General features: G+C 53.0%; 15 protein-coding genes and 2 tRNA genes. 10 read left to right on the plus strand and 7 right to left on the minus strand.

Annotated features, from left to right (window positions below; translation table 11 throughout):
- Window positions 1-3: 3 nt before the first annotated feature.
- The 5 genes from QO008_RS00295 to QO008_RS00315 form a co-directional block, all read right to left on the minus strand.
- Window positions 4-768 carry an ABC transporter permease gene (locus tag QO008_RS00295; protein ID WP_307383229.1) on the minus strand — a complete coding sequence of 255 codons (765 nt, stop codon included), beginning with the start codon at window positions 766-768 and terminating at the stop codon, window positions 4-6.
- Entirely contained in the window at window positions 743-1,036 is a 294-nt protein-coding gene (locus QO008_RS00300) for a thiamine-binding protein (protein WP_126465100.1), read from the minus strand. Before QO008_RS00300 ends, QO008_RS00295 begins: the two co-directional genes overlap by 26 nt.
- Before the next feature lie 122 nt (window positions 1,037-1,158).
- Window positions 1,159-2,514 (minus strand): aspartate kinase, encoded by a 1,356-nt coding sequence (locus tag QO008_RS00305; RefSeq protein ID WP_197721111.1) that lies wholly within the window; start codon window positions 2,512-2,514, stop codon window positions 1,159-1,161.
- 154 nt (window positions 2,515-2,668) lie between these two features.
- Window positions 2,669-4,306, minus strand: coding sequence for a zinc-ribbon domain-containing protein (locus tag QO008_RS08070; RefSeq protein WP_307383234.1), 1,638 nt, complete (start codon window positions 4,304-4,306; stop codon window positions 2,669-2,671).
- A 114-nt stretch (window positions 4,307-4,420) separates the two neighbouring features.
- The gene (locus tag QO008_RS00315; RefSeq protein WP_307383237.1) at window positions 4,421-4,702 is read right to left on the minus strand and encodes a hypothetical protein; all 282 of its coding nucleotides are present in this window, start codon (window positions 4,700-4,702) and stop codon (window positions 4,421-4,423) included.
- 171 nt (window positions 4,703-4,873) lie between these two features.
- Between QO008_RS00315 and dnaX the strand changes: the two genes are divergently transcribed.
- Genes dnaX through recR form a run of 3 tightly spaced genes read left to right on the plus strand, consistent with a single transcriptional unit; the run spans window position 4,874 to window position 7,396 of the window.
- Window positions 4,874-6,463 (plus strand): DNA polymerase III subunit gamma/tau, encoded by a 1,590-nt coding sequence (gene dnaX / locus QO008_RS00320; protein WP_307383240.1) that lies wholly within the window; start codon window positions 4,874-4,876, stop codon window positions 6,461-6,463.
- Window positions 6,456-6,794 carry a YbaB/EbfC family nucleoid-associated protein gene (locus QO008_RS00325; RefSeq protein ID WP_126465110.1) on the plus strand — a complete coding sequence of 113 codons (339 nt, stop codon included), beginning with the start codon at window positions 6,456-6,458 and terminating at the stop codon, window positions 6,792-6,794. The genes dnaX and QO008_RS00325 overlap by 8 nt, the downstream gene beginning before the upstream one ends.
- 2 nt (window positions 6,795-6,796) lie before the next feature.
- Window positions 6,797-7,396 carry a recombination mediator RecR gene (gene recR, locus QO008_RS00330; RefSeq protein WP_126465112.1) on the plus strand — a complete coding sequence of 200 codons (600 nt, stop codon included), beginning with the start codon at window positions 6,797-6,799 and terminating at the stop codon, window positions 7,394-7,396.
- A gap of 53 nt (window positions 7,397-7,449) precedes the next feature.
- Here recR and QO008_RS00335 read toward each other — a convergent pair whose 3' ends face one another.
- Window positions 7,450-8,127, minus strand: coding sequence for a GerMN domain-containing protein (locus tag QO008_RS00335; RefSeq protein ID WP_307383244.1), 678 nt, complete (start codon window positions 8,125-8,127; stop codon window positions 7,450-7,452).
- A gap of 388 nt (window positions 8,128-8,515) precedes the next feature.
- Between QO008_RS00335 and ftsH the strand changes: the two genes are divergently transcribed.
- The 4 genes from ftsH to QO008_RS00355 are packed head-to-tail and all read left to right on the plus strand — an operon-like array spanning window position 8,516 to window position 14,608.
- Window positions 8,516-10,477 carry an ATP-dependent zinc metalloprotease FtsH gene (gene ftsH, locus QO008_RS00340; RefSeq protein WP_126466302.1) on the plus strand — a complete coding sequence of 654 codons (1,962 nt, stop codon included), beginning with the start codon at window positions 8,516-8,518 and terminating at the stop codon, window positions 10,475-10,477.
- 33 nt (window positions 10,478-10,510) lie between these two features.
- Window positions 10,511-11,884 carry a 4-alpha-glucanotransferase gene (locus tag QO008_RS00345; RefSeq protein ID WP_126465116.1) on the plus strand — a complete coding sequence of 458 codons (1,374 nt, stop codon included), beginning with the start codon at window positions 10,511-10,513 and terminating at the stop codon, window positions 11,882-11,884.
- Complete coding sequence (locus QO008_RS00350; protein ID WP_307383248.1) at window positions 11,874-14,240, plus strand: glycogen/starch/alpha-glucan phosphorylase; 2,367 nt, start codon at window positions 11,874-11,876, stop codon at window positions 14,238-14,240. Before QO008_RS00345 ends, QO008_RS00350 begins: the two co-directional genes overlap by 11 nt.
- Window positions 14,240-14,608: a helix-turn-helix domain-containing protein gene (locus tag QO008_RS00355; protein WP_126465118.1), complete on the plus strand. Its 369-nt coding sequence runs from the start codon at window positions 14,240-14,242 to the stop codon at window positions 14,606-14,608. Before QO008_RS00350 ends, QO008_RS00355 begins: the two co-directional genes overlap by 1 nt.
- 185 nt (window positions 14,609-14,793) lie before the next feature.
- Here the strand turns inward: QO008_RS00355 and QO008_RS00360 are convergent.
- Window positions 14,794-14,869: transfer RNA gene (locus tag QO008_RS00360), tRNA-Lys, on the minus strand.
- A gap of 165 nt (window positions 14,870-15,034) precedes the next feature.
- On the opposite strand from QO008_RS00360, the gene QO008_RS00365 reads away from it, so the two are divergent.
- The 3 genes from QO008_RS00365 to QO008_RS00375 all read left to right on the plus strand — a co-directional run bounded on the left by QO008_RS00365 (window position 15,035) and on the right by QO008_RS00375 (window position 18,364).
- Window positions 15,035-16,849 carry an acyltransferase family protein gene (locus QO008_RS00365; protein WP_307383252.1) on the plus strand — a complete coding sequence of 605 codons (1,815 nt, stop codon included), beginning with the start codon at window positions 15,035-15,037 and terminating at the stop codon, window positions 16,847-16,849.
- Between the two features lie 16 nt (window positions 16,850-16,865).
- Window positions 16,866-18,209, plus strand: a complete 1,344-nt coding sequence (locus QO008_RS00370; protein WP_232006502.1) for an aminopeptidase — start codon at window positions 16,866-16,868, stop codon at window positions 18,207-18,209.
- A 68-nt stretch (window positions 18,210-18,277) separates the two neighbouring features.
- Window positions 18,278-18,364 (plus strand) — tRNA-Leu (locus QO008_RS00375).
- Window positions 18,365-19,265: the final 901 nt, after the last annotated feature.

Raw genomic sequence — 19,265 nt, forward strand, 5'->3', positions numbered from 1 at the left:
CTCCTAATTGTCGCTTTCTGCCCAGGGCATGGCTTTTTTCTGCAAGATATGCACGCCCGCCATCAGGAGCAGACTGAGAAATGAAATTAAAAAGATTACGGCGAACATTTTGTCGTAGCTATATGCATTTTTTACCCGCGTCATATAGACACCCAACCCGCGAAAGCCGCCGAGCCATTCGGCGATGACCGCGCCGACCACCGAATAGGAGGCCGCGATTTGCAGGGCGGAAAAGAAGCCCTCCAAGGCGTTGGGCAATTTGACGTAGAAAAAGATCTGTCCGGGGCGGGCCCCCATGGCGCGCAGCAGTCGAATTTCGTCGGGATCCGCCGCGGCAAAGCCTTCGTAGAGATTAACCGCCATGGGAAAGAAAGTTACCAGCACGATCAACAGGATCTTCGGCGCCATACCGTATCCCATCCACAGCACCAATAGCGGAGCAATGGCGACGGTGGGAACGGTTTGGGTGAGCACTAGAATGGGGTAGAGGGCGTCGCGGATCAGGGCATTGGTGTTCATCAAAAAGGCACAGAGAAAACCCGATGCGATGCCCAGTAAAAGACCCAGTACCGCCTCTAGGAGGGTAATTTGCAGGTGGAAAAATAAAAGGGATGCGTCGTGAATAAATGCCTCTACCACCCGCATCGGCGCGGGCAAGAGATAGCCGGGCAATATGCCGGATGTGCTCAATACCTGCCATAGGACGAGCAGCAGCACGATAAAGAGACTGCCCCGGTAGATTTTATTGATATTTGCCGATTTTTTCATCGATGGTCAGAATAGACTCTTTGCCGTGACTCAGTTTTACATAGCAATAGACGGCTTCGGCGCCTTCTTCCATCACTTTCTTTTCGCAGGCGCGCAACAGGTCGATGATTTCGTCCATGGAATCGCCTTCTACGGTGGTCTCGAAGGGACCGACCACATAGTGGAGACCGCTCTTGGCGATCAGATCGATGACGGCATCGACGATGCGTACGACTTCGCGATCGCCTTCCACCACGGGAAGGACTTGGATGGCCATGCTTGCTTTCATATCTATTTCTCCTTTCAGAACAAAAAAGCCGATGCGAACGTGCATCGGCTCATTCCTTACACAGCATTATCTGCACAAGTTCATCGGGTTGAGTTTCCTCTCTCAGCGCGCTGCACCCCGTCTCATTCAGTATACTCCAAATCCTCGCCGTTTGAAAGTGCATCCGAAAAGGCGGCGTCGTAGATGGCGCGTACGGATTTTTCCGCCTCGGCCTCCAAGACCCCGATGATAATATTCATTTCGCTCGCCCCCTGCACGATGACACGGATATTTACCTCGGCATCGGCCAGCGCCTTAAAGATCAATGCGCTCATGCCGATGCGGTTTTTCATATTTCGGCCGACCACGGTAATTAGGGCGATGTTGTGGTCAAGGCTGATGCGATCCGCATTGGTAAAGGTCTGGAGCTCGGCGAGGACCTGCTCGGTCTTATTTTTCAGATAGCGTCCAGAAATCACCAAGGAAACCGAGTCGATGGACGAGGGCATATGCTCCAAATACAGATCGTTCGCTTCGATCACCGAGAGGACCTTGCGGTGAAAGGCGAGGTCTCTGTTCATGCGGTATTTTTCGATATTGATCACGTCGAAGCCCTTGCGACAGGCGATGCCCGTGATGTCGGCGCCGCCCGCTTCTTCAGGCACCGAGCCCAGGATATAGGAGCCGTCTTCGTCTTTGGCATTGGTGTTTTTGATCACCACGGGGATGTTTTTTTCGATGACGGGAAACATCGCTTCGTCGTGCATGACCTTGGCACCGCTGTAAGAGAGCTCCCGCAGTTCCTGATAGGAAATAGAGTGAATTTTTGCGGGAGAGTTTACGATCGAAGGATCCGCCGCCAAAAGCCCGGAAACATCGGTCCAGTTCTCGTACAGATCGGCGCCGACGCCATGGGCGACGATCGAGCCGGTGAGGTCGCTGCCGCCGCGGCTAAAGGTAAAGATATCGCCTTTGTCGTTTGCACCGTAAAAGCCGGGGATGACGGCATTTTCGTGTTCCGATGCCATGGCCGCAAGCGACCGGTAAGTGGCATCTGCATCCCAGAAGCCGTCGTCGTCAAAGCGGATGACGTCCTTTGCATCGACGAAGTCGAACCCCAAATAGGCGGCGAGGATCTTGCCGTTTAAGTATTCGCCCCGGGAAAGCACATAGGCCTTTTCGACCCGCCCGTCGGCGATGGTGTTCCGTATGCGATCCAACTCCGCCTCCAGGGGAAAGCGGATGCCGATTCCGTCGATGATCTCCCGATACCGGGCTTCGATCATCTGGAGCACCTCATTGGCGCTGAGTCTGTGGATCGCCATATTGTAGAGGAGGATCAGAAGGTCGGTGACCTTTTGGTCGCTTTTTTGCGCCTTACCCGGCGCCGAGGGTATGATATAGCGGCGGTCGGGATCTTCCCGAACGATATCTGCCACCTTTTGAAACTGCGTACTGTTGGCCAAAGAAGACCCTCCGAATTTACAAACAATCGTCATAATATCCTCCTTCTTTATAGTTATACTCTATTGTAGTGAGTTTCCCACGCGGGCACAAGGTGAAAGCGGATTTGGAAGCGATTGCACAGAAATAAAAGCGATCCATAGAAAAAACGACACCGGTTTTGCCGATGTCGTCTGCGATTTGTAGGGACTATGCAAATGTCGAGGTAATAAAAATCGTAAGAATCCAAAAGAGTTTGGAGATCAGATCGATGCTGATAAACAAAATGCCGTACCAGGCGATAAAATCTCTGCGTCCTCCGGCGACGAGGTCTTCCTGTGCCGAAGCCAAGGCGAGGAAGATAACCCAGAAATACAGGAGGATGCTTAAAATAATATGCGGCGTTACGGCGCCGAGCACCGTTCTTCCCATGGCCAAAGACGAGGGGAGGAGGAAAAACACCAAGGTGGCGGGGATCAAATACAGGATCCAGTGCAACAGGCTGTCGATTCTCCGCGTCTTTTTGAAGACGGGACGGCAGGTGTTGTTCCTCGCGATTTCGTTGGCGTAGGTAAAGGCGAAAATGCCGATGGCGACCTTTAGGATGGTAAAGAGAATCGCGAGGATCGAGACCCCGCGGAATGCGAAGAGGATCGGCGCGGCGCTTAGAACCGCCCCGATGCCGATCAGTGCGTACAATCCGTTGGGTCCCGCTTCCTTGACCTTTACGCGGGCGGCCTGTAACCGTTCGGCCGCGGCATGTAAGGCGGCGATTTCGGTCTCATGGCCGGCGCCCGTATCCGCTTCGGCGGCGGGTGCCACGTCGTAGATTTCGGTGGCATCGAGGGATTCGGTCCCTTCGTTTCGGGAACGCGCTTCTTTTTTGGCGCGAAGTCGCTCTTTGAAGGCGCGGCTGCGCGCTTTCAGATCGGCCAAAAGGCGTTCTGCGCGGTCGGTTCGCGTCGGTGCATCGGAATGATCGTCCGCATCCGCGCGCTTCCCGGCGGGCGCCTCGTAGTCGTCGTAGGCGCGAATTTCTTCGGCCGGGGCGTCGTCGGAATCGGGGACCGCATAGGAATCGGATGTCTGCGTATCTTCCGCGTCGTATTCCACATCTGCTTTTCGGGACGCGCCTTCTTTCGGTGACTGCTTGAAGAAGAAGGAGAGAATGCCCTTGGCGGTGATCTTCTCTTTTTCCCGTTCCCGTTCCTGCCCTTCGAGGATCTCGTTGACCTTGTGGTTTAAGGATCCCACATCGCCGGTTTGGTTAAAGGTATCTTCTTCCACATCGCGAGAGATGCGCAAATTGTCCGCCTCGGTAGAGGAGATCGCCGTTTCGTCTTTTTCCAAGCGGTCCGCCATTTCGCCGAAGACCGAATAGGGATTGTCCTCTTCGTCGATAAAGCGGTTCCAGATCTCCGAGAAGCTCTTTTTCTTTTGCTTCGGTTGCACATCCGCTTCGGGCTCCGTTTTCTCTGCAACCGACGGCTCTTCCTCCGGTTCGACTTTCGGCGCCTCGTCTTTTACGTTTACGGGCGCTTGCTCTTCGGCCGTACTGTCGGTGGAAATGCCGGAGAGGGTTTCGTGCTTTTTGAGATTTTGTCCCACATTCGTATCGACGGTATCCAGATAGGATTTTAAGTACTCGCCGTCTTCCGGATCGGAGGAGTAGGCGACTTTAGTATCTCCGCCGGGCGAATTGGGTCGGGTAGAATTAGGATGGGATTCAGGGGAGGATTTTTTGAATTTCTTTTCGAAGAGTCTCCTGGCATCTTCCTGATTGGCGCCGCAGACGTGACAGAATTTGGCACCCTTCACCAACTCTTCGCCACACTGAAAACAATACAATTTTTCGCCCTCCTTCTTATAGTATATTTAAATTATAACATAGCCACATAGATTTAGAAGAATAAAAAAAGCTCCGGAAACCCGGAGCTTTTACGTACTTGAATCGAAAATCGATTATTGAGCAGCTTCTTCCGTTTGTGCGTTGTCAGCAGCTTCGTCAGCTTGGTCTGCAGTAGCGTTTGCTTCAGCAGCAGCGTTTTGTGCTTCAGCAGCTTCGTTTTCCTTAGCGTTTGCTTCAGCGGTAGCGTTTTGTGCTTCTTCGGTAGCGTTTTGTGCAGCGGCGTTTGCTTCGTTAGCAGCGTCGTTTGCCTTTTCAGCGTTGCCTTGGCAAGCAACCAGACCGAACATAAGGGTACCTACTGCCAATGCACTTGCGATTTTCTTCAGATTTTTCATTTTCAAATACCTCCTAAAATACATATCCTTGATATGGTCTTAGTATAGCTACCCTATGTGATGATTTGGTGTAAATCCTGTCAAAATTAAAGGAATTCTGTTTGCGCCGGATCTGTGAATTGTATTGGGAAGAAAGGGAGGATAGGGTATACTGGTATTTTGGAGGAGATTATGCAAGCCTTATATAGAAGATACAGACCGAAGACATTTGACGAAGTCGTCGGTCAAGAAAAAATCGTAACCGCGCTAAAAAATCAAATCACAGAAGACCATATACATCACGCTTACCTATTTTCGGGCACGCGGGGGACGGGGAAGACCTCGGTGGCGAAGATTTTTGCCCGGGCGATCAACTGCCTAGAGCCTCGGGGGGCGAATCCCTGTAACGCGTGCGAGGTGTGCCGGGGCATTCTCGAAGAATCGCTCTTCGACGTCATGGAGATCGACGCGGCGAGCAATAACTCGGTCGACGACATTCGCGAGATCCGCGAAAACATCGTCTACGCTCCCGCCGTGGCGAAGAAAAAGGTATATATCGTCGACGAGGTCCATATGCTCAGTAAAGGCGCCTTTAACGCCTTGTTAAAGATTTTAGAGGAGCCGCCTGCGCACGCCGTATTCATCTTGGCGACGACGGAACCGCAAAAGATTCCCGCGACGATCCTGTCGCGCTCCCAAAAGTTTTCGTTCTCCCGCTTAAAAGAAGAGGAAATCGCCCGTGAACTGGGGCGCATTTTGGACGAAGAGGGCCGCAATTATACGGAAGATGCGCTGCATATTGTCGCGGTACACGGCGACGGCTCTATGCGCGACAGCCTGTCCATACTCGATCAGGTCCTCTCTTTGTCGGAGGATACGATCGATGCGGCGGCGGTACGAAATAGCCTGGGGTTGAGCGAGGACGAGCGCATCTTTCGGATTCTGGACGGAGTGATCGCAGGCGATGCGGCGCTCCTTTTGGATGTGGTAGAAGATGCGTATCTCGGCGGTAGGAATCTCGCGCTCTTATACGACGCGCTCCTCAGGTATTTTAGGGAGCTCTTGTTCTACCGCTACGCCGAGAAGATTCCGCCCCGATTTGCGGAAGAGGAAAAAGAGACTTTTATCGCCCAGGCGCGGCAGCTGACAGAAAAGGACCTGTTTCGCTGTATCGACCTGTTCGATGCGGCGAGGGACGCTTTAAAATACGCCAAGGAGCCCCGCGGGGTGCTGGAAGTCTTACTGTTAAAGACGCTGTATAAAGAAGCGGAAGAGGAACCTGTCGATAAACCCGTGCGCGTGCGCACTCCGAAGAGAGAACCCGCACAGAAATCCGATACACCCTCGCCTTCTGTGCGGCCCCCCAAACCGCAAGAAAGCGAGAGCCCGCGCGAAGCCGAAGAGGCGTCGGAGGCTTTGAGGGACGATTCGGATCGTGATATAATACCTTCCGAAGAATTTCAGCCGGCGCGCTGGGAAGAAATTGTATCGCGCGTGCGCACAGAAAACATCGCCTGCGCTGCGCTCTTAAAGGACGCGGAGACGGTGTATGCGAAGAACCGGGCGCTCCATATCGGATTTTTGCCGCGATTTCGCTTCCATCTGAATGCGGTGCAGAAGGATACCAATCGAAAGACCCTCGAAGAGAGCGTGCGTGCGGTGCTCGGCGAGGACTGGGCCGTAATTATCGAAGAGACGGACGAGGACGCCACCTTGGACGCGCTGCGCCGGGTGTTCGGAGACGAAAAAGTAGAAGTAGATAGAGGAGGAAAAAATGGCTAAAGGTTTCCCCAATATGGGCGGAAAGAATATGAATTCCATGATGAAGCAGATTCAAAAGCTGCAAAAGGAAATGGAGACAATGCAGGAAAATCTCGACAAGGAAGAATTTGAAGCCACCGCCGGGGGCGGCGTGGTAAAGGCGATCGTCAACGGAAAGAAGGAGCTCTTAAAGGTAGAGATCGATCCCGACGTGGTCGATCCCGACGACGTAGAGACCCTTGAAGACTTGCTGCTCGCGGCGGTTCGAGAAGCCATGAGCGCGGCGGAAGAAAAGACCCAAGGGGAAATGAGTCGTCTGACCGGCGGCATGAATCTGCCGGGGATGTTTTAAGCGTGGAACGGCCTCTGGAAGAACTCGTCTTTCGCCTTTCCCGCCTGCCGGGCATAGGTGTAAAAACCGCCCGGAGGCTCAGTTATTTTCTCTTGGAATCCGACCAGGGGGAAGTGGAAAAGCTCGCCAAAGCGATCCTCGAGGCGAAGGAAAAGATTCGGGAATGCGAGATCTGTTTCGACTACACAGACGAGGAGATCTGCCCCATCTGCAAGAGCGCGCATCGGGACCGGCATACCATCTGCGTAGTGGAAGAGCCCAAGGACGTGCAGGTGATGGAACAGACCGCCAAATACAACGGCCTCTACCACGTATTGCACGGTGTCATCGTGCCGGAACGCGGGGTACTGCCGCCTGATCTTCGCATCAAGGAGCTCTTTGAGCGCCTTAAAAAAGAGGAGATTCGCGAGCTGATCCTCGCCACCAACCCCACCAAGGACGGAGACACCACCGCGCGCTATATCGCGAGAATGCTCAAAGACGTCGACATCAAGATCACCCGCATCGCCCACGGCATCCCCGTCGGCGGCGACTTGGAGTATTACGACGAACTTACGGTGGCGACGGCCATGCAACATAGGACCGAGTTTCGAGACGGATAAAAAAAGGAAGCCCCTTTTGGGAGCTTCCTTTTTCTGTGTCCGGATCGATGAATTTACAGGGGCGCCGTAAAGGGCTCGGTGATGTCCACATGGCCCATCAGGGTTTCTGCGGGTTTGCCGTTTACGGTAAACTCGACCGATTGAATGCCGTCTACGGAGAGCAGGCTGTTGACGACGGAAGTGACGATGACGTCTTCTTCTAAAGAGCCGCCGCTCGCATTGCCCGCGATGTCGACTTTTGCGGTGGTGCCGTCGATCTTGGACTTCGCGTAGTCGAATTTATCCAATCCCGTGGGTTCTGCGCCTTCCGCGGCGGGATCTTGTGCCAAGCGGTCCAATACTTTCTTTACGATATCGGATTCGCTAGCCTTGATTTCGGCAGAGGCGGTTTTCGTCTTGGCGTCTTCCTTGCCGTCTACAATATAGTCGGTGGAAGGATAGCTCAGGGTGACGGAATAGGTTTTTTCTTCTTTTGCCGTCTCTTTTGTATCTGCGTCGGTTTCCTCTTTTTCAGTGTCATCTTTTAAGTTTTTCTTTGTATCGGTGTTTTCCGTATCTTCTTCGACCATCGCGTCGTCTTTTTCTTCGGCATTTAAGGTTTCCGTATCCTTTTGATTTTCGACGACCTCGACTTGGTTTTCGGGCACTTCTGCCGCCGAGGAATTTTGTTGGCAGGCGACGGTGACGAGGCCCATAGCAAGGACGATGCCGGTAAGTGCGATTTTTTTCATTGGCGTTCCTCCTATCGCGTGTTCCGCTGAAATGGCGGAATTCCGCTATTCTTCGTGTTTCGATTTCTGTTTCGTATTTTACCACAGCAAAATCGGATTGTCACCCGAGAAGGCGGTGTTTTCGCGTTCTTTCACAGACTCGACATAGAACACACAAGATTTTCCATGAATGTCTAATATCTGTCTCGATTTGCGGGCGAATTCGACTATTTTTTGCGCTGCGGTATCCTTTCCGCCGTGGGTGTAGTATAGTACGGTTTCAGAACCCGTTCGTATAGTAAGAAACGGCCCTCGCAAATGCGGCCATGAATAATAGTTTCCTTATAAGTGTATAAATAAATACGGACGTGAATGGAGGCGTGTATTGAAAAAAGATTTTAACCGACCGATGTTTCTGTACTACGGCATCGGCATCATAATCGTATTTTTAATCTCGTTTATGCTGATGCCCAAGATGCGGCAGGACACCGTACAGACCAAAGAGGTCAGCTATAACGAGTTTTTGACATTGGTAGACGAAGGAAAGGTAAAAGAGGCCCATATCGCCGATAAGGCCATCGGCTTTACGGTGAAGGGCGAGGACAAGGTCCGTTACGATACCTCGCGCTTTCCCGACGAAAGTCTGGTCAACCGCCTGTATGAAAACGGCGTAGAGTTCGACCGGGAATACCCCAGCGAGATGAACCCCATACTCCAGAGCCTGTTGAGCTTCGGCTTAATGGTGCTGTTGATGGTGGCGGTGGGGCAGATCTTTATTCGCAGCATGACCAAGTCGATGGGAAAAGGCGGCGTAGGTCCCATGAGCTTTGGCAAGAGCAATGCCAAGATCTACGACCAGAGTGTCGAGGGCATTACCTTCGACAATGTCGCCGGGCAGGACGAGGCCAAAGAAGCGCTCCGAGAGATCGTCGACTTTCTCTACAATCCCAAGAAGTATAGCGAAATCGGCGCCAAGCTCCCCAAGGGGGCGCTCTTGGTCGGCCCGCCGGGTACCGGTAAGACCTTGATGGCAAAGGCCGTCGCCGGCGAGGCGTCGGTGCCCTTTTTCTCGATCTCCGGCTCGGAATTCGTGGAGATGTTTGTCGGCCTCGGCGCCGCCAAGGTACGGGACTTGTTCGAGCAGGCGAAGGAAAAGGCGCCCTGTATCGTCTTTATCGACGAGATCGACACCATCGGCAAAAAGAGAGACGGGGCGGGATTTTCGGGCAATGACGAGCGGGAGCAGACTTTAAACCAGCTCCTCGCGGAAATGGACGGATTCGAAGGAAACGGCGGCGTCGTCATCCTTGCCGCCACCAACCGACCCGAATCCCTGGACCCGGCGCTTCTGCGCCCCGGACGGTTTGACCGCCGCATTCCCGTGGAACTGCCGGATCTGATGGGTCGCGAGGCGATCCTCAAGGTGCACGCAAAGGACGTAAAGACCGAACCGAACATCGACTATAACGCCGTCGCCCGCGCCACCGCCGGTGCGAGCGGCGCCGACCTCGCCAATATGATCAACGAGGCGGCGCTGCGCGCCGTGCGCATGGGCAGAGAGCGAATGCGCGAAGAGGACTTGATGGAGAGCGTAGAAGTGGTCATCGCCGGCTACGAGCGCAAGAATATGGTGATCAGCCCCCGCGAAAAGCAAATCATCGCCTATCACGAAGTGGGCCATGCCTTGGTGGCAGCGCTGCAAAAGGAATCGGCGCCGGTGCATAAGATTACGATCATTCCACGTACCAGCGGTGCGTTGGGCTATACCATGCAGGTCGACGAGGAGGAGCGCTTCTTAATGAGCAAAGAAGAGGCGTTTAACAAGATCGTCACCTTGACCGGCGGACGGGCGGCGGAAGAATTGATCTTCAACACCCGCACCACCGGGGCCTCCAACGACATCGAACAGGCGACGAAGATCGCCCGCGCCATGATTACCCGCTACGGCATGGCGGACGAGTTCGGCTTTGTCGCCATGGAGACCGTCACCAATAAATATCTCGGCGGCGACACGACCCTTGCGGTATCGGACCGCCGCGCCTTTGACGTGGATATGGCGGTGCACGCCATTGTCACCGCCGCGCAGGAAAAGAGCCACGAGATCCTCACCGAAAATGTGGACAGCCTGCACGCCATTTCGAATTACCTGCTCAAAAAAGAAACCATCACAGGGCAGGAATTTATGGATATTTTACAAAAAAATAGCGACGTCAATGTGCCGCTTACCGTCGAGGACGAAAAGCCCCAAAGCGTTAGTGGGGCATCCTCGGATCTTCCCGCCGCAAAAAATCCTGAAGAGACAGATGGCGAAACGGGTATACTCCCTAAGGAAAACGAGGACGACGAACCATCGGATGAAAACCCTGCTTAAGCAGGGTTTTTTGCTTGTGCAAAGGAGGCGCATGTGAAAGCGGGAATTCTATCACCGATCTTTTCTCTGCCCGTGCCCGGCGGCCGGGGAGATTTTTCTGTCGTGAAAGACTATTTGAACTTTCTGCACCGCAGCGGTCTGTCGTACTGGCAGATTCTGCCCATCAATCCCGTGGATGCCTACGGCAGTCCCTACGCTTCTTTTTCTTTGTCGGCGGGGGATCTGGGTCTGTTGGATCTTACGGCGCTTGCAGAAGACGGATTGCTCGCCCGGGCGGATGTGGTGGCGGCGGAAGAAAAGGAAGACTATCTCTTCGAGTATTTGGATTTCGAACGCGCGGCGCGCGAACCGGGATACGCGGTCTTTTTACAAGAAGAGGGCACATGGGCAAAGGATGTGGCGGTATTTCGCGCTCTGCGCCGGCAGTACGGCGTGCTGATGAATTGGCCGGATCGCTACCGCATTTACGATGTAAATACCGTGGCGCCGTTGTGGAACGAGTCGGCGGTGCAAAAATACGCCGTGCTCGAGTACCTCTTTGACCGGCAATGGTACGCGCTCAGAAACCACGCGAGGGGCCTCGGCATAACGATCGTCGGCGATCTTCCCTACTACCCGGGGCGGGACAGCCTAGAGTTGTGGCGCATGCCCGAAAACTTTTTGCTCGACGAAAATCGAAACCCGCTCTATATCTCGGGCGTTCCCGGCGACGATTTTAACGACGCCGGCCAGACCTGGGACTCGCCGGTCTACGATTGGGAGCGTTTGCGGGCGGACGACTTTCGCTTTCACACCGCCCTCTTTCGCCGCGCCTTGAAGCGCTACGATCTGGTGCGCCTGGATCACTTTCGCGGGTACGAGAAGATCTTTCACATTCCCTACGGCGAGACCCCGAAGGAGGGACATTGGGCGCCGGTGCCGGGGCGCGAACTCCTCTCGCGCTTTCTGTCGATGCGGGATCGATTCCTGATCGAGGATTTGGGCACATTGGATCGGGCGTTTTATGAATTCCGCGACGCCTTCGGATTTCGGGGGATGGGGGTATTGCCCTTCGAGGCGCCGGGGACAATTTCAGCGTATCCGCGGATCTACTATACGGGCAATCACGACACGGCGCCTTTGGGCGGCTATGTTTCAGAGATGGGCGCGTTCGAGCGCAGGGGTTGGGAAGACTACCTGAAAAAGCCCATCTCGCGGGAAAATCTGTTACAATATGCACTGGAACGACCGGAGGAGATCGTGATCTTTCAGCACACCGATCTATGGGACGATGCACCGCGCATCAATGTACCCGGTACCGAAACGGGGAATTGGCGGGCGCAGATTCCCGCGCGCTATATGGACGAGAAGACGGCCGAGTACATTCGGCAGAGAATAGGAGAAAGGGCGGATAACAATGGATATTGAAACCTGGAAGAACAATCTGCGAATGACATTGGATCTGGAAACGGCAAAGCCCGCACACGAAGCGTCCATCGCGTCGAAGGCGAGGGCGCTGTCGAAGGCGGTGCGCCTGCGCTATCACGACCGGCGCATTCGATCCCACAATCTGCACGAAAAGGGAAAGATCGCCTGTTATATGAGCCTTGAGTTCTTGATGGGAAAGAGCCTGCGCAACCACCTCCACGCGTTGGGGTCCGATACCAAGGCGTTGGTGGCAGAACTCGTCGAAGAGATCTACCAAGTAAGCATCGAAGAGTTATATGAATTCGAGCCCGATGCGGGGCTCGGAAACGGCGGCTTGGGGCGTCTCGCCGCCTGTTTTATGGACGCCTCGGCCACCACGGGCGTACCCCTACGAGGTTACGGGCTTCGTTACGAGATGGGGATGTTTTCGCAGAAATTCGAAAACGGGTTCCAGGTGGAAGTGGGCGACGACTGGCTAAAAGACGGCGATCTCTGGGGGCAGCGGGTCGAGGAAGAAACCGTGATCGTCGACTTCAAAGACGTATCCCTAAAAGCCGTGCCCTACGACTACATCGTCCCCGGCTACCAGGTGGACAATGTGAATCGCCTCCGGCTCTGGAAGGCGGAAGCGGTCAATGACTTCGACTTTCGGAAGTTTAACGAGTTCGATTACATCGGCGCCGTGGAAGATCGGGAACTCGCCGCCAATATCACCCGGGTACTCTATCCCAACGACGAGCGCCGGGAGGGGAAGGTCCTGCGCTTTATGCAGCAGTACTTCTTTGCCCAGGCTACGATTCGCGACCTTATGCGCCAGGGCGGCATCGAACACCGTGATCTCAAGACGCTGAAAAACATTATCTCCATCCAACTCAACGACACCCACCCGGTGATCGGCATTCCCGAAGCGGTGCGCATCCTCACCGAGGAATTGGGATTCGCCTTCGAAGATGTCATCGATGCGGTAGAGAGCATATTTAGCTATACCAACCACACCATCCTGCAGGAAGCGATGGAAAAGTGGCACCGCAATATTCTCGATGAGGTCTGTCCCGATACGATGAAGGTGATCGAGCGCATGGACGCCCATTATGTGGAGCATTTGCGCATACGCGGATACGACAATGATCGGATTGAGCGCATGCGGATTTTGAGACACGATACGGTGTATATGGCGCATTTGGGAATTCTCGCTTCCCATACGGTCAACGGTGTAGCGGAGCTTCATTCCAGGATTCTTCGAGATACGGAGCTTGCGGATTTTTCAGACTTCGACCCGAACAAATTTACCAATGTCACAAACGGCATCACGCCCCGTCGATTCTTTATGCTCGCCAATCCCGAGATGGCAAAGGCGGTGGATCGCTGGATCGGAAACGGCTGGCGCAAGAATTTCAACGAGATCGAAAAACTCAAAGCCCTCGCCGACGACGCAGAGGTTTTGTCGGAATTTGCCGAAATCAAAAAGAAGAACAAGCGCCATCTCGCCGAGCGAATCCGAAAGGAATACGGCATCGTCGTCGATCCCGACTCCATCTTCGACATCCAAATTAAGCGCATCCACGAATACAAGCGGCAGCTGATGTATGCCTTCTATGTGCATCACTTGTACGCGCGTATCAAGGCCGACCCCCACGCGCCCTTCACGCCACGCACCTGTATCTTCGGTGGAAAATCCGCCACGGGCTACCACCGCGCCAAGGCGATTATCAAATACATCAACGAGCTCGCGCGGGTGGTGAATGCCGACCCGGACGCCGACGGCAAGTTGAAGGTCGTCTTTATCGAAGACTACAATGTCTCCTGGGCGGAGCATTTGGTCGCGGCGGCGGATGTCAGCGAGCAGATTTCTACCGCGGGCAAAGAAGCGAGCGGCACGGGCAATATGAAATTTATGATGAACGGCACCGTCACCCTGGGTACGATGGACGGCGCCAATATCGAGATCTTTGAAGAAGCGGGGATCGACAACAACTATGTATTCGGTGCCACCGTGGAGGAACTGCGGGCGGCAGAGTACGATCCCCATGCCCTCTATGCGAGAGATTCCCTGGTAAAAGAAGCGGTGGATAGCTTGACCGGCACCTATCTCGACGACGGGGGCAGCTTTAAGTTTTTGGACCTGTACCGAGCGCTGATGGACAATCAGTGGGGCAGAGACGACGAGTACTATATCCTCTATGATCTGCGCTCGTATATCGAAACCCAGGACCGGATCGAGCGCGATTTCTCCGACAAAGCAGCTTGGAACAAAAAGAGCTTTTTGAACATGGCCGCATCCGCCAAATTCACCGCCGATCGCACCATCTTGGAATACGCCGAGAGAATTTGGCATATAGAACCGAAGGTGCTCTAATGCGCTTCGGGGACAAAATCAAAATCCTGAGGACCGAAAAGGGATGGATCCAGCAAGAGCTTGCGGATGCCGTGGGCGTAAGCGTACGCACCATTAAAAATTATGAACTCGGCGACAGTTATCCCAAAAATCGGCTGATCTATAAAAAACTCGCGGAGATCTTTTCCGTCGACGTCAACTATCTTTTAACCGAGGACGAAGGATTTGCCATGCCCGACAAATCCCACGCGGGCTATGACGACTATCGCGCGCTGAAGCAGGCGAGCGAGGCGGTCCACCGCGTCTTTCAATCCGAATGGATTCAACAGAAAGACAAGGACGTCTTTCTGCGAAAAGTTTGGGAATGGTATTGGGAGGAGAAGGAATAAGAAAAGCGCCATAACGGCGCTTTTTTTGGCGAATGTATGTGGAATAGATAGAATCGAAGTTAAATGCGCGTTAAAGTCTGAACAAGCGAGTGCACAAAAAAAGGGAGGATCCAAAGATCCTCCCTTGGGCAAAGGACGAATAAAATCGTCATTTGCTGTACCGATAATGCCTGTAAATGGCGATTTGGTGCATCTTCAGGGACTCGAACCCTGGGCCCACTGATTAAGAGTCAGTTGCTCTACCAACTGAGCTAAAGATGCATGTCTCGGTAACAGAGATTATTATACCTACTTTCGGTGGTCTTGTCTACCTTTTCTTCGAAAAAAATGTAAAAATCTTATGAACGCGATTTTCCGGCGATTCTTCTGCCTCCGGGCGCTTTATGATAGAATGAGAGAATCATGACGAAGGAGAGTTTTTGTGGAATGAATGCATACAAAGAAGATGTCGAGCGCGGGCTGAAAGGCTTCGCCCTCTGTTTTATAGTTCTATATATCGCGGCGGATAAGATCTTTACCGGCGCGCACCTGGGCTATCATTTTTTGTTCGCCCTATTCGGATTTTTGAGTGTCGAGACCTACATTAAAGAGAAGATCTATGCCGGTCCGTATTTTGCAGAAAAAATCCGGCGACTTTGGCCGCCGCTCTTGGCGATGGTCTGCGTAAGTACCTGCTTATACGCCATATTCTTTTTCCAGGATTTGCCGCTGATTCGCGGCCAGGCGCTGAGCGCCTTATTCTTCGGCAATAATTTTTTTCAGAGCATAGAGGGCCATCCGCTGAGCATTCATCAGCCGTCGCCATTGGGCCATTTGTGGTTTCTCTCGCTTTTGGTGCAATTTTATCTGGTGTTTACATTTTGTATTACGGGGAAAAAGACCAAGCAAAAGATCATTTCTTTATGTTTGCTCTTAGGCCTCATCTCCGGTGTGTCGGTGCTCTTGATGGGCATTTACGGGGGATTGGGATTTTCCGCCACGCGGATTTTTTATATGCCCGACAGCCGACTATTTAGCTTTTTTCTCTCGGGCCTCTTCGTCCTCTATGCCACCATGGGAAAGGGGAGAGCGGCAGAGGGAAATCGAGACATCGCCTTATTGGGGATTTTGATCCTGTTTGTGATTTCGGTATTTTTCATGCCCGAAGGCACCCCCGCCTATTTCGGCGGGTTGCTGTGTGCCACTTTGCTCTTTAATCTCTTCTTCCTCTTCTTATTTCGGGACGGGGAGTCGTTTTTCAGCATCTTCACGTTTCCGCTCTTTTCGTTTTTGGGGGAGCGCGTCTATGAAATCTATCTGTATAGCATGCCGAGCTTCTTTTTTACGGGCAGGTTGGTCCGCGCCCTGGGCGGGAGCGAGACCTTACAGACTTTGCTCGCCTTTCCCGTATTGCTGATTGCGGCCCAGGCATCCCACTACTTTTTTGAAAAGCGAGAGATCGCATCGCGCCGTGTCTTGGCGGCATTTGCAGTGCCCCTGATCATGTTGCTCGCCGTAAGCTACGCGACCCAAGAAGAGAAACCGATGCTTCCCATCTATCACAGAGAGAAAGTGGTAAAGACGGTGGAGGCGGACAAAAAAGATACGACAGAAAACCGATCCGTCACCGAGCGCTTTCAGCCGTCGAACGAACTCGCGGCGGCGATCGAGCAGATCAACGCCCAAAAACCCGCCTACAAACTGACCAACGACGATCTATTTATCCTACAGGATAAAAAGGCATATGTATGGGGCAATAGTGCCATAGAAGGGCTTCGGGAGGCCTATGCAAAGATCATGCCGTCAATTTCTCTCGAGGCGGGCAAACATCTTACGATTCCTGAGATCGCAAAACGGGTAAAAGATATCGATAAAGATACCCCCTTGGTGCTTCAGGTCGGAAACGACGGACCGGTCAGCTATGCCGAGGTAAAAGAAATCGTCGATGCCGCCGAAGGGCGGGCGATCTTTCTCTTTACCGTCGTCGCCGATCCCGCCTACGAAGACAAAAACAACGACGTCTTCAACCGCATTGCATCCGACTACGCCAATGTGGCGCTGATCGACTGGTACGGCGAGGCCAAGACCCAGGGAGATTTTTTTGATGAAGACGGCAATATGAAACAGCCCGCCAAGCGCTTAATGGCGCAAATGCTGGCATACAGCCTTCTTCACAAAGCGCCGCCCGCCACGCAGGCGACCGACGCCGCGGAGGGCGCAAATGCGACGCAAACGAACGAAAACAGCGAACAGACAGAATGAAAGGACAGGGATACCGTTGGAAACGAAGACGATATGGAGAGAAACCGAACAGATCGATGCCATCTACGACTTTTCGGAGGGTTATAAGGAATTTTTGAACGCCGCAAAGACCGAGCGCCTCGCCGCCCGTGCCATTGTCGAAAAGGCGAAGGCACACGGCTTCGAAGAGTTTTCCGAAAAAAAGACCGTATCGCGCGGGGATAAGCTATATGTCTTGAACAAAGAAAAATCCGTACTGCTCTTTCGGATCGGCGAAGACATAGAGGCGGGCATGCGCATCGTCGCCGCCCACATCGACTCGCCCCGATTGGACATCAAGGCAAATCCCCTCTATGAAGAGGAGAATTTGGCGCTTTTAAAGACGCACTACTACGGGGGCATTAAGAAATACCAATGGACGACGATCCCCCTCGCCATCCACGGCGTAATCTTCAACAAAAAGGGAGAAAAAATCGAGGTAAATATCGGATCCGACAGAGAAGATCCCATCTTTACCGTCACCGACCTCTTGCCGCACTTGAGCAAGGAGCAGAACAAAAAGACCCTAGCGGAGGGCATCACCGGCGAAAACCTCAATGTCCTCTTCGGCCATAAGGACGCGAATGACGACGTAAAGGCCGAAATTCTCGCCCTGTTGAAGGAAAAATACGACATCGAAGAGAAGGATTTTGAAATCGCGGAACTGGAAGTCGTCCCCGCCTTCGAGGCGAGAGATCTTGGGCTGGACCGCAGCATGATCGGCGCCTACGGACAGGACGACCGCGTCTGCGCCTACGCGGCGATGGAGGCGCTGTTCGCCGCAGAAGATCCCGAAAAGACCTGTGTCGCCGTGTTTGCCGACAAGGAAGAGATCGGATCGGTCGGAAATACTTCTATGAGCGCGCGCTATCTGGAAAATGCCGTGGCGGAAATTCTCTATGCCATGGGCAAAGACAGCCATATGGCGGTAAAGCGCGCCCTGGCTCGAAGCACCGTACTTTCCGCCGATGTGACCGCCGCCGTCGACCCCAACTATAAAGATGTAATGGATGCGAAAAATGCGGCGCGCCTGGGCGAAGGCGTATGCCTCATGAAGTATACCGGCGCCCGCGGAAAGAGCGGCACCAACGATGCCAACGCGGAATTCCTCTCTGCACTTCGGATGCACTTTTCCAAAGAAGGCATTCGCTGGCAGGTGGGAGAAATGGGCAAAGTCGACCAAGGTGGCGGCGGCACCGTGGCATTTATCCTGGCGGAGACCGGAGCGGACGTCGTCGACTTGGGCACCGCTCTTCTTTCCATGCACGGGCCCTTTGAAGTCGCATCCAAGGCGGATATCTACTCCACCTATCGCGCATACGAATCTTTCCTTCGTATGTAATTGACAATTTCAAAATATATCCTTTACACGCGGCCGAACCTCTGTTATAATTACATGGTATCGGTCGAGCCGGAGTGATGGAATCGGCAGACGTACTGGACTCAAAATCCAGCGGTGGCAACACCGTGCGGGTTCAAGTCCCGCCTCCGGCACCAATGATACAAACGGCTAAATTGCGCTAACGTTGCAATTTAGCCGTTTTTTAATGCTCAATTTTGACGCCATCAGCGGGATTCGTGTCGATAATATCCAGGTAGATCGCTTAATTCAGCAGAGCTATGAGGGCGTCTTGGTAATGTTTTGTGGTTTTTGACGAAAGAGGTTTTCCTGTCGCCTTGCTTACCATCCTTTGCAATCGCCTTATAAATTCAATGATATGGGTACGTTTGATATCCACGATGCATATAGATTCAAAGTAATCCGTGCCTCGCTTCGATAGGTAGTTATAACAGTGTATAGTGCGAGGCTCGACTTCACGATCGTAGAGTAAGAGTTTTGCAAACTCTGCGCAGGTGGCTTTGCTATAATCTTCTAGCATGTCATCTTTTACAAGTAGATCATGGTGAGTTTAGTCTCAAGTATGATAAAGCCAAGTACTATGAAGTGGATTGCAACGATGTGCCGCTTTAATCGTGAGTATATCGTGCGATAACTTAAGTATAATTACAAAAATCAGCAGTTTAATCGCGCGACAATCGTGTGAATATGTAGAAAGGGAAAAGGTGGATAAACAGCAGCTTGCACAGTATCGGGATCTAAAAAGGAGATTGTGCGAATAAAAAAGCTAAGTCGGCCGGTGCGCGATCGTGTGCGGGCTTCTAACCCTCACTTTCCTTATCAAGAGATCCACATACAAATTGAAGGCGAAGACAGTGGCCCGTACAAGCGGCAATTAGAAAGGATCTTGCAAAAAAGAAAAGCGGAATGCGCAAAGATGGCTCTGGAAGTGGAGTCATTTATTGCGTCTATACCGGATAGCCGGACACGGATGATCTTTGAGAGGCGTTATATTGATGGGTGGACTTGGACCAAAACATCGATGTACATAGGGAGCGC

This window comes from Aedoeadaptatus ivorii (assembly GCF_030815095.1).
Taxonomy (GTDB): Bacteria; Bacillota; Clostridia; order Tissierellales; family Peptoniphilaceae; genus Aedoeadaptatus; species Aedoeadaptatus ivorii.

What these genes read in the sequence shown, in the direction of transcription:
- QO008_RS00295 (WP_307383229.1), bottom strand. Translation starts at nt 768, where the DNA reads ATGAAAAAATCGGCAAATATCAATAAAATCTACCGGGGCAGTCTCTTT.
- QO008_RS00365 (WP_307383252.1), top strand. Translation starts at nt 15,035, where the DNA reads ATGAATGCATACAAAGAAGATGTCGAGCGCGGGCTGAAAGGCTTCGCC.
- QO008_RS00355 (WP_126465118.1), top strand. Translation starts at nt 14,240, where the DNA reads ATGCGCTTCGGGGACAAAATCAAAATCCTGAGGACCGAAAAGGGATGG.
- ftsH (WP_126466302.1), top strand. Translation starts at nt 8,516, where the DNA reads ATGTTTCTGTACTACGGCATCGGCATCATAATCGTATTTTTAATCTCG.
- dnaX (WP_307383240.1), top strand. Translation starts at nt 4,874, where the DNA reads ATGCAAGCCTTATATAGAAGATACAGACCGAAGACATTTGACGAAGTC.
- QO008_RS00325 (WP_126465110.1), top strand. Translation starts at nt 6,456, where the DNA reads ATGGCTAAAGGTTTCCCCAATATGGGCGGAAAGAATATGAATTCCATG.
- QO008_RS00335 (WP_307383244.1), bottom strand. Translation starts at nt 8,127, where the DNA reads ATGAAAAAAATCGCACTTACCGGCATCGTCCTTGCTATGGGCCTCGTC.
- QO008_RS00300 (WP_126465100.1), bottom strand. Translation starts at nt 1,036, where the DNA reads ATGAAAGCAAGCATGGCCATCCAAGTCCTTCCCGTGGTGGAAGGCGAT.
- QO008_RS00305 (WP_197721111.1), bottom strand. Translation starts at nt 2,514, where the DNA reads ATGACGATTGTTTGTAAATTCGGAGGGTCTTCTTTGGCCAACAGTACG.
- QO008_RS00315 (WP_307383237.1), bottom strand. Translation starts at nt 4,702, where the DNA reads ATGAAAAATCTGAAGAAAATCGCAAGTGCATTGGCAGTAGGTACCCTT.
- QO008_RS00350 (WP_307383248.1), top strand. Translation starts at nt 11,874, where the DNA reads ATGGATATTGAAACCTGGAAGAACAATCTGCGAATGACATTGGATCTG.